General features: G+C 40.3%; 15 protein-coding genes and 1 pseudogene. 6 read left to right on the top strand and 10 right to left on the bottom strand.

Going from position 1 to position 18201, the window contains the following annotated elements:
- Positions 1 to 56: 56 nt before the first annotated feature.
- The 5 genes and pseudogenes from NRL14_RS11935 to NRL14_RS11915 form a co-directional block, all read right to left on the bottom strand.
- A complete protein-coding gene (locus tag NRL14_RS11935; protein WP_306724743.1) occupies positions 57 to 3194 on the bottom strand; it encodes an efflux RND transporter permease subunit in 3138 nt (1045 codons plus the stop codon).
- A gap of 8 nt (positions 3195 to 3202) precedes the next feature.
- Positions 3203 to 4450 (bottom strand): annotated as a pseudogene (locus tag NRL14_RS11930) (efflux RND transporter periplasmic adaptor subunit).
- Entirely contained in the window at positions 4447 to 5709 is a 1263-nt protein-coding gene (locus NRL14_RS11925) for a TolC family protein (protein ID WP_306724742.1), read from the bottom strand. Before NRL14_RS11925 ends, NRL14_RS11930 begins: the two are co-directional and overlap by 4 nt.
- A gap of 150 nt (positions 5710 to 5859) precedes the next feature.
- The gene (locus tag NRL14_RS11920; protein WP_149606456.1) at positions 5860 to 6168 is read right to left on the bottom strand and encodes a hypothetical protein; all 309 of its coding nucleotides are present in this window, start codon (positions 6166 to 6168) and stop codon (positions 5860 to 5862) included.
- Between the two features lie 80 nt (positions 6169 to 6248).
- Positions 6249 to 7067: an AraC family transcriptional regulator gene (locus tag NRL14_RS11915; RefSeq protein ID WP_306724764.1), complete on the bottom strand. Its 819-nt coding sequence runs from the start codon at positions 7065 to 7067 to the stop codon at positions 6249 to 6251.
- A gap of 112 nt (positions 7068 to 7179) precedes the next feature.
- On the opposite strand from NRL14_RS11915, the gene NRL14_RS11910 reads away from it, so the two are divergent.
- Positions 7180 to 10266 (top strand): beta-galactosidase, encoded by a 3087-nt coding sequence (locus NRL14_RS11910; protein ID WP_306724741.1) that lies wholly within the window; start codon positions 7180 to 7182, stop codon positions 10264 to 10266.
- A 52-nt stretch (positions 10267 to 10318) separates the two neighbouring features.
- On the opposite strand, the gene NRL14_RS11905 is transcribed toward NRL14_RS11910, so the two are convergent.
- Positions 10319 to 10765, bottom strand: a complete 447-nt coding sequence (locus NRL14_RS11905; protein ID WP_039490309.1) for a DoxX family protein — start codon at positions 10763 to 10765, stop codon at positions 10319 to 10321.
- A gap of 217 nt (positions 10766 to 10982) precedes the next feature.
- Complete coding sequence (locus NRL14_RS11900) at positions 10983 to 12128, bottom strand: iron-containing alcohol dehydrogenase (RefSeq protein WP_149614461.1); 1146 nt, start codon at positions 12126 to 12128, stop codon at positions 10983 to 10985.
- Between the two features lie 181 nt (positions 12129 to 12309).
- On the opposite strand from NRL14_RS11900, the gene NRL14_RS11895 reads away from it, so the two are divergent.
- The gene (locus NRL14_RS11895; RefSeq protein WP_306724740.1) at positions 12310 to 13218 is read left to right on the top strand and encodes an AraC family transcriptional regulator; all 909 of its coding nucleotides are present in this window, start codon (positions 12310 to 12312) and stop codon (positions 13216 to 13218) included.
- Between the two features lie 51 nt (positions 13219 to 13269).
- Here the strand turns inward: NRL14_RS11895 and NRL14_RS11890 are convergent, their stop codons facing one another.
- Positions 13270 to 13689 carry a VOC family protein gene (locus NRL14_RS11890; RefSeq protein WP_007378226.1) on the bottom strand — a complete coding sequence of 140 codons (420 nt, stop codon included), beginning with the start codon at positions 13687 to 13689 and terminating at the stop codon, positions 13270 to 13272.
- 276 nt (positions 13690 to 13965) lie between these two features.
- On the opposite strand from NRL14_RS11890, the gene NRL14_RS11885 reads away from it, so the two are divergent.
- On the top strand, positions 13966 to 14271 hold the full coding sequence (locus NRL14_RS11885; RefSeq protein WP_306724739.1) for a hypothetical protein: 306 nt from the start codon (positions 13966 to 13968) through the stop codon (positions 14269 to 14271).
- Positions 14268 to 14642: a hypothetical protein gene (locus NRL14_RS11880; protein ID WP_306724738.1), complete on the top strand. Its 375-nt coding sequence runs from the start codon at positions 14268 to 14270 to the stop codon at positions 14640 to 14642. Before NRL14_RS11885 ends, NRL14_RS11880 begins: the two co-directional genes overlap by 4 nt.
- Here NRL14_RS11880 and NRL14_RS11875 read toward each other — a convergent pair whose 3' ends face one another.
- Positions 14643 to 15461 carry a sterol desaturase family protein gene (locus NRL14_RS11875; protein ID WP_306724737.1) on the bottom strand — a complete coding sequence of 273 codons (819 nt, stop codon included), beginning with the start codon at positions 15459 to 15461 and terminating at the stop codon, positions 14643 to 14645.
- Positions 15458 to 15904, bottom strand: a complete 447-nt coding sequence (locus NRL14_RS11870) for an SRPBCC family protein (protein ID WP_096792528.1) — start codon at positions 15902 to 15904, stop codon at positions 15458 to 15460. The genes NRL14_RS11875 and NRL14_RS11870 overlap by 4 nt, the downstream gene beginning before the upstream one ends.
- 398 nt (positions 15905 to 16302) lie before the next feature.
- Between NRL14_RS11870 and NRL14_RS11865 the strand changes: the two genes are divergently transcribed.
- Positions 16303 to 17307: an AraC family transcriptional regulator gene (locus NRL14_RS11865; protein ID WP_008135108.1), complete on the top strand. Its 1005-nt coding sequence runs from the start codon at positions 16303 to 16305 to the stop codon at positions 17305 to 17307.
- A gap of 97 nt (positions 17308 to 17404) precedes the next feature.
- Positions 17405 to 18169 carry an ABC transporter substrate-binding protein gene (locus NRL14_RS11860; RefSeq protein WP_008135107.1) on the top strand — a complete coding sequence of 255 codons (765 nt, stop codon included), beginning with the start codon at positions 17405 to 17407 and terminating at the stop codon, positions 18167 to 18169.
- Positions 18170 to 18201: the final 32 nt, after the last annotated feature.

Genomic DNA, 18201 nt, shown 5'->3' with positions numbered 1-18201 from the left:
ACAAAAAGCAGCTGAAATTTCAGCTGCTTTTTACGTTACTTAACAGGTGCAATTAGCTAAGCTGTTTGTTGCTTGTTAAATTTTGCATGTACTAGCTTATAAAGTGCAGGCAATATTAATAGCGTAAGTAGGGTTGATGAAATAATCCCTCCTACAACAACCGTCGCCAGCGGCCGTTGTAGCTCAGCGCCGGTGCCTGTATTTAGCGCCATAGGAATAAACCCTAAACTTGCCACTAAAGCGGTCATAAGTACTGGGCGCAGGCGCGAAAGAGCACCTGTTTGTATCGCATCAATTAAACTAAGCCCATCGGCTCTTAATTGTTTAATAAACGACAGCATAACCACACCATTTAATACTGCTACACCGCTAAGCGCAATAAAGCCAACGCCTGCTGATATTGAAAGCGGCATGTCGCGTAGCAATAACGCAAGCACGCCACCTGTCAGTGCAAGTGGTACGCCGCTAAATATAATTAACGAATCACGCAGTGAATTAAACGCACTGTAAAGCAGGCCAAATATAAGCAATAAAGTAACTGGCACCACCAGCGATAACCGCTTACTTGCCGATTCTAATTGCTCAAATGTGCCGCCGTATTCAATCCAATAACCACTTGGTAAATTAAGCTGAGAATTTAAAGCCGCCTGCGCATCACTTACAAAGCTTGCTAAATCGCGCCCTTCTACATTTGCAGTTACGACTACATTACGCTTACCGCTTTCACGGTTTATTTGATTAGGTCCTTTATCAATACTAATATTTGCTACTTCGCCAAGCGGTACAAATGCAAGGTCTGGGTTGGCACTTTTTGGCACGGCCACTGGCAAACGCCCAAGCTGTGATACATCGCTTGACCAGCGTTCATCTAAACGCACTAATAACGAAAAGCGTTTATCGCCTTCATAAATAAGCCCAGTTTGCACACCACCTACCGCTGCGCTCACACTTTGCTGTATATCGGTTACGGTTAAGCCTAACAGCGCCATATGGTCACGAAGCGGCGTTACCGAAAGTGTAGGCAAACCTTCCATTTGTTCAAGACGTACATCGGTTGCGCCAGCAATGCTTTGCACCAAGGCAGTGGCTTTTTCGCCATACTCTTTTAATGTTGATAAGTCATCGCCATAAATACGCACTGCTACATCGGCCCGCACGCCTGCTATTAACTCGTTAAAGCGCATTTCTATAGGCTGTGTAAACTCATAGTTATTACCTGGCACTTCATTTACTAAATGGCGAATTTGCTTAACCAGTTCTTCTTTACTTAAAGCTGGATTAGGCCATTGCTCGCGCGGCTTTAACATTAAGAATGTATCGGCAACGTTAGGTGGCATAGGATCATTTGCTACATCAGGCGTACCAATTTTTGAAAATACCTTTTCAACTTCAGGTATGTCTAAAATGGCTTGCTCTAGCTCTTTTTGCATTTTTACCGATTGCTCAATGCCGGTGCCGGTAATGCGCAGTGCATGCATGGCTATATCGCCTTCATCAAGCTGTGGTAAAAATTCAGCACCCATATTTTTAACTTTGAAGCCAAGTGCAATTACAAGCACAGCAGCAATGCTTAGCATTACCCACGGTAACTTAAGCGATAAGCCAAGTAGCGGTTTATAACCTTTTTTAATACCGCGCATAACCGCATTTTCGCTCTCACTCACTTTACCGCGTACAAACACCGCAATAGCAGCAGGTACAAACGTCACTGCAAAAATAAGTGCGCCAACTAATGCAGCAACCACTGTAAACGCCATTGGCTGAAACATTTTGCCCTCAACCCCGCTTAGTGCAAACAGCGGTAAATACACCAGCATAATAATTAAAATGCCAAATACTGCTGGGCTGAACACTTCTTTAGTGGCGGCGGTTACAACACTTAAACGCTCGTTCAAAGTAAGTAGCCTGCCATGTTTATGCTGAGCTACACCGAGTTGGCGCAGGCAGTTTTCAACTACAATTACAGCGCCATCAACAATTAAACCAAAATCGATTGCGCCTAGGCTCATTAGGTTACCCGAAACACGATTGCCAACCATACCGGTAATGGCAAATAACATGCTAAGCGGAATAACCATGGCCGTAATAAGCGCACCAGTTACATTACCTAATAACAGCAGCAAAATAACAATCACTAATACCGCACCTTCGAACAGGTTAGTTTTTACGGTTTCTATGGTTTTATCAACAAGGGTTGTACGGTCATAAACGGCCTCAACTACAACCCCTTCAGGTAAGCTTAGTTGTACGTCGTTAAGTTTATCGGCCATCGCTTTTGCCACTACGCGGCTGTTTTCGCCAATGAGCATCATAGCGGTGCCAAGTACGGTCTCTTTGCCGTTATAAGTGGCTGCGCCAGTTCTAAGCTCTTTGCCTAAACGCACATTTGCGACATCTTTAATGCGTACAGGCGCATCATCACGTTTTGCAACCACGGTATTAGCTATATCATCTATGGTTTTTAATTGCCCTGGCGAGCGCACTAAATATTGCCCGTCAAAACGCTCTATAAACCCTGCGCCTTGGTTACTGTTATTTAATTTAAGTGCAGTAATTACATCGCTTAGCGTGAGCTTATAAGCGAGTAGTTTTTCAGGCATTGGCGCTACTTGGTATTGGCGCTCAAATCCCCCTTGGCTGTTTATTTCGGTAACCCCTTTTACTTTTAATAACTGCGGACGAATAACCCAATCTTGCAAGGTACGTAAGTCTTCTGCGCTAAATGGGGTGCCATCGTCTTTTAATGCGCCTTTATTTGCATGCACAGAGTAAGTAAAAATCTCCCCCAGGCCGCTGGCAATTGGCCCTAAGTTTGGCTCAATATTGGCAGGTAAATCTGATCGAATACTTTGAATTCGCTCACTAATTTGCTGGCGAGCCCAGTAAATATCAGTACCTTCGTTAAAAATAACGGTTACTTGCGAAAGCCCATAACGCGAAATCGAACGGGTGTAATCAAGCTTAGGTATACCTGCCATCGCAGTTTCAATTAAATAGGTTATACGCTGCTCTGCTTCAAGCGGAGTAAACCCAGGTGCTTTGGTGTTAATTTGCACTTGCACATTAGTTATATCAGGTACGGCATCCACCGCTAAATTTTGTGTGTTGTATACACCAAAACCTGCAAATAAAAGCGTGAGTGCAAGCACCATCATGCGGCGTTTAACCGCAAACGAAACTATCCAGTTAATCATGCTGCCTCCTAGTGTGAGTGGCTTGCGCCACTTTTTAATATATCGGCTTTAATTACATAACTGTTTTGCATTACATACTCACTGTTTGGCGAAAGCCCCTCGAGTACCTCTACCCACTCGCTGTTTTTAGCACCAAGTTTTACAGGGCGTACTTCAAACACATTGCCGCTTTTAATAAACACACTCGCTTTACCGTTAAATTCTTGCACAGCGGTAGCTTTTACTCGCACAGCAGCATTTACATTTGCGATACTAACGTCGCTATTTACGTGCATGCCCGGGCGCCAATGGCCATCTTGGTTTTTAAGCTCGATTCGCGCACGCGCAATATGTCCGCCTGTCATCATAGGTGCAATAAAAAACACCTCACCTTGTGCGTTTAAATGATGATGTAAGTCGTACACCTTAGCGCTTTGCCCTATGGCGAGTTTTTCAATATTTTCAGGAAACGCCGAGAGCTCAACCCATACAGTTTCAAGATTGACTATTTGCATTAACGCGCTACTAGCAAGCTCACCGCGCTTTAAATATTGCTCGGTAATAACGCCTGTCATTGGGCTTTTTATGGTGTAATTTTGCAGGGTTTCGCGGTTAGTGATACTTGCAAGCCTATCGCCTTTTTTAACGTTTTGGCCAATGCTTACAAAAATATCGTTAACTAAACCGGTATAAGGCGCCATTACTTCCACGGTGCCGTGTGCGGTGGGTGCTATAACACCAAATAGAGTATCTGTTAGTTCAACGCTACCTGCTTTTGCAATCTCGGTTTTAATACCTGCACGTTCAATTGCAGCCTCGCTTAGCGCTGTACGCCCCTCTTATTGCTCATAGTGGTAGTTAATTTTTTGCCCTTTATAACTTGCCATTACATCAAGCTTAAATGAGTGCGGTTCATTCACGCTCACGGTACTAACTAAATAATCACCTTCGGCTTTAAAGCTAATAAGCTGTGGCTTCTCACTTAAACGCTGCACGTTTATGGTTACGTCCAACTGATTTATATCCACAGCTTTATCGTTATTAAACCCATATATTCGCAGCTCGGTATTACCTGCAAACTGGGTTAATTTAAGCTCTAAATCAAGCGCGTTATTGGTTAGTAAAAATCCGCCGTGTGGGCCTTTTTCTTGGTGTTCATCTCCATGACCTTCTTCGTGACCTTCTGCGTGATGATTAGCTGACGCCATAGCCGTGCTACTTAATAATGGGAGTGCAAAAAGTTGCGTAATTAATAATGCGATAAGTGTTTTGTTCATGATTGATGAGTCTCAATTAAAGATTGGCCAGTTAAGCGCTCAAGAGTAAGTAGTACTTGATATAGTTCGCTATAGGTGTTGATAAGTGCTCGTTTAGAGTCAAATAAAGCTTGCTGTGCATCTAGCAATTGCAATACCGATATTTGCCCTTGTTGGTAGCTCTTTAAGCTTTGTTCTATCAGCGTTTTGGCTTGAGGAATAACGTGCTGCGCTAAAAGTTGTGCTTGCTCAGTTTTACCTTGGTAGTACGCATACAGCGTACGTATTTGTTGGCGCAACTGAATACGTAATTGCCCTTGTTGCTCATTAAGTAGGGTAAGTTGATGCTGCGCCGCCTCAATATTACCGCTATTAGAATTGCTTAATTGCAGCGGCATTGAAAACGAAAACACAAACGAGCTGGCGTCAGCTTGCTGGTTATAGCGCACACCGCCGCCAAGCGTTAAATCACTTTGACCCGTTGATTTTTGCAGTGCTAAGTTGGCAGTTTGTTGCAAATATTGTTGCTGTAACAACGCAAACTCAGGTGCACTATTAACCGCATCAATCAATGCTTGCTCGCTTTTAAGGGGAGTAATGAAACTTAAATCACCGGCATAATAATCGCTATATACCTGCTTTTGCCAAAGCTCATTAAGCGCTAAACGAGCTCGCGATAATTCGCTGTTTAGTAAAGCACTATTTAATTTCACTTGGCTTAATGCATAGCGCATACGTGTTACATCAGCAAGGGATGCAGCGCCTGCATTTGCACGCTGTTCTATTGCTTTAAGCGCCTGCTGTACTGTATTTCTTCGCTCTGTATTTAGTGCAATTAGAGCTTGGTATTTTAGCGCTTGATAGTAACGCTCAGCCGTAGTAGCTAAAAGCGCCAAACGGGTATTTTTATACTCAATTGTTTGCGCTTTTATATTAGCTGTTGCGTAATTTACACGCTGTTGTCGTTTATCGCCCAGCTCTATTAATTGGCTTAGCGCTAGTGTGTATTGCGCCCCTTTAATGCCACTATAAGCCTGAGTGCCCATAATGTTTTCAGCTTCAAAGCTTACAACAGGATTAGGTTTAAGTGCAGCTTGGTCTTTTAAAGCGCTTAAGATTTTTTGATGATAAGGATAGCGCTTAAGCACTGCATTTTGCTGCTCGGTATTTATTAGCGCTTGCTTAAGCGTTAATACATTTTGAGGCTCTTTTTTTGCCAAAACGTTCTGTGTAGATAATGTGCACAGTAGCGCCACCAGCATTAGTGGTTTTTTATTCATATAGCATGTCCGTTTTTTAACAAACAGAGTTGCCTTAATCACTACACTTGTTTTAAAAATATGCGCGATCAAGCAACCTAAATATGCACACAACTAGCCTAACAACGCTTATGCGCAGGCTGTAATGTACAAAGTATTTAAAATTAGAAACTAGCTATAAAAATTAGGTGGCGGAACATCTGGTGGGTAGTTTAAACCATTGTAACAAGCACTATTTGTGGCTTGGCTTTGTTCAGGACTTATAGAATGATTTATCGTACTGTAGTAGCCACAGTGGCAATGCTGATGGGCATGAATTTCAGTAGGTGATTGCGCGTCGTCGTCATTGGTATCGCTATGAGCGTGAATATGCGTGGCATGATCTACTTCTTCTTTTAAATGGTACGCGGCAGCATCACAGCTTATAAAACTGTGCACAAGCACTAAAAGTATCACAACTAAAAAGTAGTTTGAGCGCATTACCAACCTAAAACTATAAAATGTAATTTAAGAAATCGCACAATACCCTAAATCTATTCAAATGTAGAGAGCCACTCACGTTATTTTCTAAATTCACTTGGTGATACACCCACTGATTTTTTAAACCGTTTTGAAAAATTAAATATATTAGGATACCCCACATAACTTGCCACATGCGAAATTGGCCAAGCCGTGTTTAACAATAAGTTTTTAGCCCGTTCAATGCGTAAATAAATAAGTTTTTGCATTGGGCTTTTACCAAATTGCGTTTGGCATAACCTATGTAAATGCGGCGATGAGTAATGCACATGTTCGCACATTGCCTCTATTGTCCAATCAAACTGCAAGCGCTTTTCTACCTCTTCAAACAAACTAATTAAACGGTTATGCGCCGCACCCTGAGAGTTATTTTGCAGCGTAGCATTTAAGTAATGACTTAAAATAGGCGTTACGCTTTCGCGTAAATTAGCATTGGGCTCGCTGTATAAAAGCTCCATAGCAAGGTGTAACGGTTCAAGTTTTTGCTCGGTTAATACCAATGCTTGCGCTAAGTTTAAATGCTGCCAACGTTTAGTATTTGCAAGGTTTAACCAAATAACATCCCAATGATCAGCATCAATTTTCACTTCAAAGCTTTGCTTTGCTGGTAGCACAATAAGTGTATTGGCATTAAGTGTGTACTGCTCATTGTGTGTTGTTAATTTACCCTGCCCTGCCAATGTATAAAAAAGTGTATGTTCTAGCGGTGCTGAGCGTGCTACGCAATAACGACCCGATAGGTTTGAGCAACCCGCAAGTACTATTTCAAGGTTTGGCATTTGCGCGAGCGTTTGTGAATCAATAAAGCGTTCTATACAACGCGGACCAATATCGAGTATGTCTTTAATGTTATAGCGCATAATTACAATGATAGTTTTGGACAAACAAAGGAGAGCTTTAAGCATAACCCCTGCGATTATTTTTAGCTATATTTAACACATTATAATTGCCCGCTTAAGTAATAGGATAAACATGACCTCTTTACAGCATATAATTAATCGCCGAGATTGGGAAAACCCAATTTCAGTACAAGTTAATCAAGTAAAAGCGCACAGCCCACTTAATGGTTTTAAAAGCGTTGACCATGCCCTTAAAAACACACAATCACAAAAACAAAGTTTAAACGGCCAATGGGATTTTAAATTATTTGATAAACCCGAAGCGGTTGATGAATCGTTGCTAAGTGAAACACTAAACAGCGACTGGCAAAGCATTACAGTGCCTTCTAACTGGCAATTACACGGCTTTGATAAACCTATTTACTGTAATGTTAAGTACCCATTTGCAGTTAACCCGCCTTTTGTACCAAGCGACAACCCTACAGGCTGTTATCGCACTGAGTTTACTATTACAGCGGATCAATTAGCGCAGCGTAACCATATTATTTTTGAAGGCGTAAACTCGGCTTTTCACCTTTGGTGTAACGGTCAATGGGTGGGCTACTCGCAAGATAGCCGCTTGCCAAGCGAATTTGATTTAAGCAAGCTGTTAGTTGCAGGCACCAACCGTATTGCGGTTATGGTGATTCGTTGGAGCGATGGCAGTTATTTAGAAGATCAGGACATGTGGTGGCTAAGCGGTATATTCCGCGATGTTAACTTACTTACCAAACCGCAAAACCAAATTCGCGATGTATTTATAACCCCCGATTTAGACGCCTGCTACCGCGGTGCAACGCTACATATAAAAACCGCGATAGACGCGCCAAATAACTTCCAAGTAGCCGTACAAGTTTTTGATAATGAGCAAGCACTGTGTGAGCCTCAAATACAAAGCACTAATAATAAACGTGTTGATGAAAAAGGCGGCTGGAGCGATGTTGTATTTCAAACAATTGATATACAAAGCCCTAAAAAATGGAGCGCCGAAGCCCCTTATTTATACCGCTGTGTTTTAAGCCTGCTTGATGATCAAGGCAACACAGTAGATGTTGAAGCTTACAACATTGGCTTTAGAAAAGTAGAAATGCTTAACGGCCAGCTTTGCTTAAATGGCAAACCGTTACTTATACGCGGTGTTAACCGCCACGAACACCACCCAGAAAACGGTCACACAGTAAGCACCGCCGATATGATTGAAGATATTAAGCTGATGAAGCAAAATAACTTTAATGCCGTGCGTACTGCTCACTACCCTAACCACCCTCGTTTTTATGAGCTATGTGACGAGCTCGGTTTATACGTAGTGGACGAAGCCAATATAGAAACCCATGGCATGTTTCCTATGGGCAGGCTTGCAAGCGATCCGCTGTGGGCTGGCGCATTTATGTCGCGTTATACACAAATGGTTGAGCGCGATAAAAACCACGCCTCAATTATTATTTGGTCACTAGGAAACGAATGCGGACACGGCGCAAATCATGATGCCATGTACGGCTGGTCAAAAAGCTTTGACCCCTCTCGCCCAGTGCAATACGAAGGCGGCGGCGCAAATACAACGGCTACCGATATTATTTGTCCAATGTACGCCCGTGTAAATACCGATATTAAAGACGATGCGGTACCTAAATACTCTATTAAAAAGTGGCTAAGCCTACCGGGTGAAACGCGACCACTTATTTTATGCGAGTACGCCCATGCAATGGGTAACAGCCTAGGTAGCTTTGACGACTACTGGCAAGCATTTAGAGAATACCCACGCCTGCAAGGTGGCTTTATTTGGGATTGGGTAGATCAAGGTTTATCTAAAACTGACGAAAACGGTGAGCATTATTGGGCTTACGGTGGCGATTTTGGTGATGAACTAAATGACCGTCAATTTTGTATTAACGGCTTATTATTTCCAGACCGTACGCCCCACCCTAGCCTGTTTGAAGCTAAATACAGCCAGCAACATTTACAATTTACGTTGCATGAGCAAAATCAAAACCAATACATCATTGATGTATTTAGCGATTATGTATTTAGACACACAGATAACGAAAAGCTCGTTTGGCAATTAATGCAAAATGGCGAATGTGTTGAACAAGGCGAGCAAATTATTAATATTGCTCCGCAAAGTACGCACACGTTAACTATTAAAACTAAAACAGCGTTTGAGCAAGGTGCGCAATATTACCTTAATTTAGATGTAGCATTAGTTAACGACTCACACTTTGCAAACGCTAATCACGTTATGGATTCAGAGCAGTTTAAGCTTATAAATAGTAATAATTTAAGCAGTAAGTCATTTGCATCAGCTACAGAGCAAAGCGCTATAAGAATTAATGAAACCGACTCTCAACTAAGTATTGAAAACGATAAATTTAAACTTATTTTTAGCAAGCAATCAGGGCTTATAGAGCAGTGGTTACAAAACGATACTCAGGTTATTAGTAGCCCACTGGTTGATAACTTTTATCGTGCCCCGCTTGATAACGACATTGGTGTAAGCGAAGTAGACAACCTAGACCCTAATGCATGGGAAGCTCGTTGGTTACGTGCCGGTATAGGGCAATGGCAGCGCACATGCAGCTCAATTCACGCCGTGAAATCAAGTGTTGATGTACGTATTACTTGTGTATTTAATTACGAGTTTAATGGCGTGCTACAGGCTCAAACACAGTGGCTATATACACTAAATAATACCGGTAAGATTAGCTTAAATATTGACGTACACTTAAACGATACACTTCCGCCAATGCCGCGCATAGGGCTAAGTACAACGCTTAACAAACAAAGCGATACAAAAGTAAACTGGCTAGGTTTAGGGCCTTTTGAAAACTACCCAGATCGCAAAGCCGCAGCTCGTTTAGGTTATTACAGCTTGAGCTTAAATGAGCTACATACACCGTATATATTCCCAACTGATAATGGCCTGCGTAGCGATTGCCAATTGCTGAGTATTAATAACTTAACCGTGACTGGCGCGTTTTTGTTTGCAACCAGCGAGTATTCGCAAAGTACGCTAACGCAAGCAAAACATACTAACGAACTCATTGCTGATGATTGCGTACATGTACACATTGATCATCAACATATGGGTGTAGGTGGCGATGATTCATGGAGCCCAAGTACCCATAAAGAATATTTACTTGAGCAAAAGCAGTACAGTTATTCTTTAACACTATCTGCTAAATAATTTAAACAAAAATAGCGGCCAAATTGGCCGCTATTTTTGTAATTAACACACTCTATTTATTAGCTAGCTTTTTAGCTAATACGTTATCAAGCGAAAAGCTTCCCGCTCCTTGAATTGCTAAAACTACTGTTACTACAAGTAACGTTAATGCGTATTCATAGCCATTGTTTGCCATAAATAAGCCATTACTAATATGTACGCTAAAAATAGCAATCAGCATAGTAAAGCCGGCAACTACAGCTGCTGGGCGAGTTAACAAACCAATTGCTAATGCAATGCCACCAAAAAACTCAGCGCTACCTGCCATCATTGCTAACCAATAGCCAGGCTCTAAACCAATACTCGCCATCCACTGCCCAGTGCCTTCAAGCCCGTAACCGCCAAACCAAGCAAATAGCTTTTGTGCTCCATGCGCCGCTAAAATAAGGCCAACTGGCACTCGTAAAATTAATGCTGCTACGCCTGCTTTTGAGCTAAGTAATGTGTTTAGTAATTTCATGAGTTTTAGTCCTGTTTTAATTTATTTAATCGTTAGGTTTTTCCTAACCGTTGAACACAGTTTACTATCATCATTAAAGAACATTAACATGGAATTTATTGGTTAATTAGCAACGCATTATTTATAATAATCCATAAAAAAAACCGCCAACCTAAAGGTGACGGTTTTTTATTAACGTATTATTTAGTATATTTAAGTAAGCGCTTGGCTTTGAAAATTAAACGACTGCTTGCTCTAAAATTTCGCGGCTTTCTTTAAGCGTAATAGCTTGGTTTTCACCAAGTGCTAACATGCCGTGCGCTTCAAGTTTGCCAATAATATTGTCAATAGCTGCAGCTTTATCATCGCCATGCTCAGTAAGCTGGGTCGCTACGTCAAGGCTGTGGTAAAACGCTTCAATCGCTAGAATTGTTTTCTCAGCCAGGTCGTCAGATTGCTCAAGACCAAACACATTTTTACCCATTTGCTCAAGCTTTGCTTTTTTAACTGCAAATTGGTTGCGCAGTAAAGAAGGCTGAACAATAGCAAGTGAACGTGCATGATCAACGCCGTAAGCGGCTGTAAGCTCGTGACCAATCATGTGCGTAGCCCAATCTTGCGATACACCAGAACCAATTAAACCGTTAAGTGCTTGGTTAGCAGACCACATAAGGTTTGCGCGCCATGCGTCGTCTTGGTTTTCAAAGTTATCGCCCAGTATTTTAAGCGCTTTTAATAGTGCTTCTGCGTAGCCATCTTGTACAAGTGCGCCTGCTGGGAATGTTAAGTATTGCTCACAGGTATGTACCCACGCGTCTACTAAACCATTTACAAGTTGGCGCTGTGGTAATGTTTTCATTACATCAGGGTCCATAATTGCAAACTTAGGTTGTACCGCAGGAGACATAAACGGAAGTTTTTGTTTAGTCGCAGCTTTGCTCACAACAGAACCTTGATTAGACTCAGAACCTGTAGCAGGAAGAGTAAGTACTGCCCCAATAGGTAATGCGCTAGTTACTTTATGTTTACCAGTAGGAATATCCCAACCTTCGCCATCATAAACTGCAGATGCTGCGATGTATTTAACGCCGTCGATTACTGAGCCGCCGCCTACACCTAGTACAAAGTCGATACCTTGTTCTTTACAAATTTTTACTGCCTGGTCTAGTACTTCAATTGTTGGGTTAGCGCCAACGCCCGAAAACTCTACCCAATCAAAGCCTTCAAGTGCTGCAGCAACTTGGTCGTACACGCCGTTCTTTTTAATTGAACCGCCGCCGTACACTACAAGTACTTTTTGATCCTTTGCGATCAAATCAGTTAGTGAGGCAATTTGTTCTTGGCCGAACTGGATAAGTGTTGGATTTACGTAGCTAAATTTCATTATTTTGCTCCTAGGTGACGGTTAATTGCTGAGTACTTTACTTAGTTACCTAATAAAGTATCGATGTGTGCATATTAATGGCAAAACAAACATAAAAAAAGCCCAATAACTCGCAAAAGCTTGCCTAAAACTATCAACGTTGTTATTTTACGTAAAATACACTCAATTAAAGATGCCTTTTATGCCCACCATAGCCAATATGTTGCAACAATACGCCGAGCATAATCAATTACTCAGCTTTGAAGGCACCATGGAAACTATTATTCCAGGCGTGTATTTTCATCGAGCAACTAAAAGCTCGCCGCGTCAGCCGCTTATATATAACTCAGGTATTATTATTGTTGGACAAGGTCATAAAATAATTCACTTTCCTGAACATCAAATAAGATACGGTGCAGGCGACTACTTAGTCCTTGGCGTACCGGTGCCATTAGAATGTGAAGCATTTACCGATAACGATTTACCCGTTATGGGCATTGCCATAGATATAAACCCTGCAATGCTACACAAACTCGTTAATCAAATAATGCAGCATAAGCCTCTTTCAGCGTCATCGTCATCGTCATCGTCGTCAGCACAAATTGGCGCAGTGCAGTCGGCAACTCTAGATACAGCAATGGAGCTCATTACCCATCGGCTATTGACTGTTTTAAATAACCCACTTGAGGCAGAAATATTTGGCGAAGATATAGTAAAAGAATTGGTATATCGCGTACTCTGCGGCCCTCAAGGCAACACTTTAATAGGCCTTGCGATGCATGATGGGCATTATGCTCGCATAGCACGTACGCTCTCCACTATGCACAGTAGTTATGCAAACCAAATAACTGTTGAAGGTTTGGCGGAAGATGTAAACATGAGTGTATCGTCGTTTCATCGCGCCTTTAAGCAAATTACCTTTGAATCCCCTCTACAGTACTTAAAAAAAGTACGCTTGGCTAAAGCAAAAGAACTCATTACTGCCAGCGGCAGTAAAGCCAATGAAGCCGCGTTAAGAGTAGGTTATACCAGTCCATCGCAGTTTAGCCGTGAGTTTAAACGCCACTTTAATAAAACACCTAGCGAAGTATTAACTCAACTACATAGCTAGCCCACAAAAAAGCCACTATAAAAAGTGGCTTTAAATAGCACGAGTGAAAAACTATACTTTTTTAAATAAAACCTCAGGGTTTACCATGGTTTTCATTTCAAGTACATTGCCATTTGGATCTTCAATAAAAAATGTTTCTTGCTCAAATTCATCACCAATAAAGCGACGGTAAGGTTTATCAAGATACTCTATACCCGCACTTTGTATTCGTACTTTTAACGCGTTAAAGTCGGTTTCTGATAAATGAATACCAAAATGCGGTACAGCTACAGCGCCCATATCTACGTCGTGGCGCACTGTAGGAAGACGCTCAACACTTTGATGCAATGTTAACTCGTTACCCCAAAAGTCGATATCAACCCAGCGACCCTCTTCACTATTACCGGTTTTACAACCAAGTACGTCACAATAAAATGCTTTAGTGACTTTTAAATCACCAGCTGGAATAGCTAAATGCAAACAGTTAGACATAAATTACCCTTGGTTAACTCTTTTAATATACTAAATTACCCGCATTATACATAAATCTTAATTTATAGAACATTAACAGCCATATAATTAAGCATATTTAATACTTTCAAAATGATTAATAAACAACCTTATTAAAGTTAGTGAATACTTATGCAATTATATTTTCAGGCAGTGCTTTAAAACCAAAAATGGTTACTTTAAAATGCGTGGACTATGATTAAATTCTTATCTTTAAAATTCATCACTTTTTTTATAGGTTTTATATCCTGCTTTGTGATGCATACAACATTTAATGTTCCATTAGTGATTTCGGCCGCATTAACTGGGCTCATTGGCTCGTTTATACCGTTTCCTAAAAATGTTAAAAATCACCCTTATGCTGCTATTTATGCCGGTAGTTTTGCTGGCATGTGCTCGACTAATTTAATTACTAGTTATTGGGAGATTGTAATTATCTCGCTTATAGGTGCTAGTTTGTATGTGCTTACTATGAACTTATTTACTGGTTTTGGCGGCAAGTTAGGTGGTGTTGCTTTTACAAGTGTTGCAATATTTGTATTAGCTAAAGGGATTGTATTATGAGCCTTGAATATCCGTTAATTGCGCTGCTAGGGGCATTTTTAACGTTTTTTTTGGCAAAAAAAAATCGCTTTGATGCCATAAGAGCATCAGCTGCGCTTTCCATTGTTGCCTATCTACTTCTTAGCGTGCTTAACTTAAACCCTGAGCTTTACAGCATGGTGTTTTTTGGCGGCACATTTATAGGCATGAGCGCCCCACATCGCTTTGGTATATATACTGTAACTAACTCAGCCATTATTTTTTCAATACTCTTTGAGTATTTAGTTCCAAGGCTCGATGGCTATGGCGGCGCACTTGGCATTAGCGCGTTTTTGTCTGTATGTATTTGCCATACTTTTATTCTACTAGGCGCACCAAGAAGTAAAAAATAGTTAGGATTTACGAGAGCATGTGGGGTAACCAAATAAAACGTTTAGCTTTGCTTTAATGCCTTTTACTCTATAAATGCTTTTTATCAAATAGTCCCATTGGTGAAATGTTATTTTAAATGGGTTGTTAGTCTTTAACTGTCCTAAGATGCCATATTTACAGGTTTTATTTGGGTCTTCCTCAACAAAGGTGCCAAATAATTTATCCCAAATAATTAATACACCCGCAAAATTTTTATCCAGGTAGCCTGCATTAATTGCATGATGCACTCTGTGATGAGAAGGTGTATTAAACACCTTTTCAAACCAACCAAGCTTATTCACTATTTGTGTATGCACAAAAAACTGATACGCCAAGTTGAGCGCCACAACAGTTAGGACTGTCATTGGGTCAAACCCGATCAACATCATAGGTAACCAAAATATCCACATGCCCACCAAGGGATACATTAAGCTTTGCCTAAACGCGGTAGTAAAATTCATTTTAGTGGAACTATGGTGTACGACATGCGCCGCCCATAACCAATGAATATGATGTGATGCTTTATGAAACCAATAGTACAAAAAGTCTTGCAGTAAAAAAGCACATAAAATAGAAAATACAGAAAGCTCTATATCAAACAAGCGGTATCCGTAAAGCCAATAAAAAAACGGCATAAGTATAATTAATGAAAGCGCATCTGCTCCTTGATGCATTAAAGCCAAAACCGTATTAGCTAGGCTGTCTTTTATACTGTAATAACGCCTAAACGCTATAAATTCAAATACTACAAAGGTTAAAAATACAGGGCTTAAGGCAAGTAAAATAATTTCAACACTCATGTTGTGCACTCCTTAAAATAGCGCTCTAATTTTGTAAGTGCGTTTTTAATATCTTTTTTAATGAAAAATTTAAGTATAAAACTGGGCATCCACCAAGGTGAAATACACTGTATAGAATAAGTAAGCTCAGTAGAGATAAATGCCTGCTTTTCGATAGCAGTTAAATAAATATCACCTTGATGAGCAGCCACAGGCTTATTGCCCACAATTTGATAGCAAATGTGATTACCGCTAGCACTTATAACTTGCTCAGTAAAAGTATACCCTGATGTTCTAACTTGCCTCACGGCTCCTTTTCCGCCGTTTATCTGCCCGCAATTTTGCGGTTTCAATAATAAAAATTGAGCGTTAAAAAACCTATTTAAACGTTCATGATCAAGCAACACATTAATTATTTCAGTGGGAGGAGCTGCAAGATTTTGTTTTAAATTTATTAATATCACTGCTATAACCTTAAAAATTATTCACCTAGGGCCCGTTTATCTTTCTAAGTTAAATTTGCAGCCGTATGCTTGGTTTTTAGGCAAGGCTACGCCCATGTTGTGTGGTTATTTCCCATAAATAGACGATAACGCAGTATAAATACCAAACATGATCTCCCCTTGAGTTCGTCCTAGGGGCGGTAGCAGGATACAGAACTTTGCTCAGCTTTTAGGATGTAAGCCAGATCGGTAACACATGAGTAGGTACTTAGCCTTCTAGGTTACAAACCTCGCGCTGCGATTAAATTGCCCCTAAATAGAACAAACTTTAATCCCCAAAGGTCAATAGGTCCTAGCATAATAAAATTTTACATGGCAGACTTGCTCATACACGACCATTTTTTAGCTTTAGACGACAAATGTACTCACTTGCTGATCATTACTTTTCAAGTACTCTTGATTACTTACAAAGCCAAGGGATAGCCAATGAAGTGGCTTTGAAGGCCATCAAATTTACTGAGTACAGTGATAATAAAGCACGACAATTCGCACCTCGTATTACCTTAACTAGTTACAACGCATTACTTGAATATTCACAAAAAACACTTAACGATCCCCTGTTCGGCTTTAAGCTTGGGCAGCATATTCGCACAGCAAATTTTGGAATTTTAGGTTACTTAATAGAATCAAGTGATAGTTTAGCCAGTGCTATACAGGTACTTTTAAATTATGACAGCTTGGTCGCTGACATAGGTAAATCACAATTTGAGCAGCTCGGCGATATTGCAATTATTCGCTGGCTACCGCATCCAAGTTGTAACGAACAGGTTATTTTGCGTAATATGACTGCTTGGGTATGTGTAATACGTCAATTACTTAACTCCAAACTATCTCCTAGTTCAATATGTTTTACGCATCACTACTCAAAAGAACATTTAAATACATTGGCTACGTGGTTTAATTGCCCTGTAAGCATAAACGCTAAGTACAATGAAATTTCATTCCCGAGTAGTTATTTAACCCTGCCATTTAAAACCGATAACGCAGCAGTTCACTTAGCACTTAGGCAAATATCAGAGCAGCAGCTTTCTAACTTTAAAAGCCAGCAACATGTAAGCGAAAAAATTAACCATATGCTTATGGTAAAAACCGACTTGCAAGAGTGCGACTTAATACGTACTGCAAATGCGCTAAATATCACGCCAAGGACCCTTCAACGGCATTTAAAGCTAGAGCAAACATCCTTTGCAATATTACTCGAACAAGAGCGTAAAAGACGTATTCCCTTATTAATAGGAACACAATCCTTAGCCAATTTAGCTTTATCACTCGGCTTTAAAGATCAGAGTTCGTTTAATCGGGCATTTAAACGCTGGTACTCATATAGCCCTATTAAATATTTTAAAATGCAAATAGGTAAATAAACCTACAATATAAAATTTACTTATTTCATACATTTGAGTATATATTTCAGACAAGAGTCTTTAAACTCAAGACATTGTAGTTAAAAAGATTATTGCTATGTATTTGCGTATTGTAGTTAATGCCTTTGTATTTATGTTTTGTAGTACGGTAAACGCAACTAGTCCACTTACCTTTATTGCCGAAGATTTACACCCTTATCATTTTCAAAACGAAAACGGTGAAGCAGACGGAGCCTCGGTAGATATAGCTAAAGCAGTATTAAGAGAAGCTAAGCTAAACGCGAAGTTTGAAATAATGCCTATGGCGCGTGCTTCCCATGAATTAAAAACCAACCCTAATACTATTATGCTCTCTTTTTTAAAAACCCCTGTTAGGCAAAATCAATTTAAATGGTTAGGTGCGATATACTTTACAGATGCGTACTTAGTTAGTTTAAAAGATCATAAAGATAATATTAGCCATTTAAATCACGCCAAATTTTACAAAGTAGCAACCATTCGCGGTTATACGAGCGCCAAATATTTAAAAGATATGGGTTTCGAAGAAGACAAAAATTTAATCTTAGTTAGTTATTATCAGCAGCTATGGCAAATGCTCTACAAAAAACGTATCGATTTTGTTGTAGTGAATACACTTACTTTAAATAATGAATTAAAAATGTCCGGGCTTGATCCTAGCTTAATAGCTAAACGAGTTCATTTAACTGATTTTCCTTCAACCCTCTATCTTGCTACTAATAACCAGTTTGATGAACAAACAGCCATCGCAATATCAAAAGGGCTAAAAACGCTAAAGGTAAATGGCAAGTACCAAGCTATTTTAAAAAAATGGCAACTCCCCCTCCCACCTACCATAAATTAAATGTAATAAAGCTGCCCTATACTCCTCACAAA

It is taken from the genome of Pseudoalteromonas sp. 20-92 (assembly GCF_030847595.1).
Taxonomy (GTDB): Bacteria; Pseudomonadota; Gammaproteobacteria; order Enterobacterales; family Alteromonadaceae; genus Pseudoalteromonas; species Pseudoalteromonas fuliginea.
This window is presented reverse-complemented; position numbering and strand designations above follow the sequence as displayed.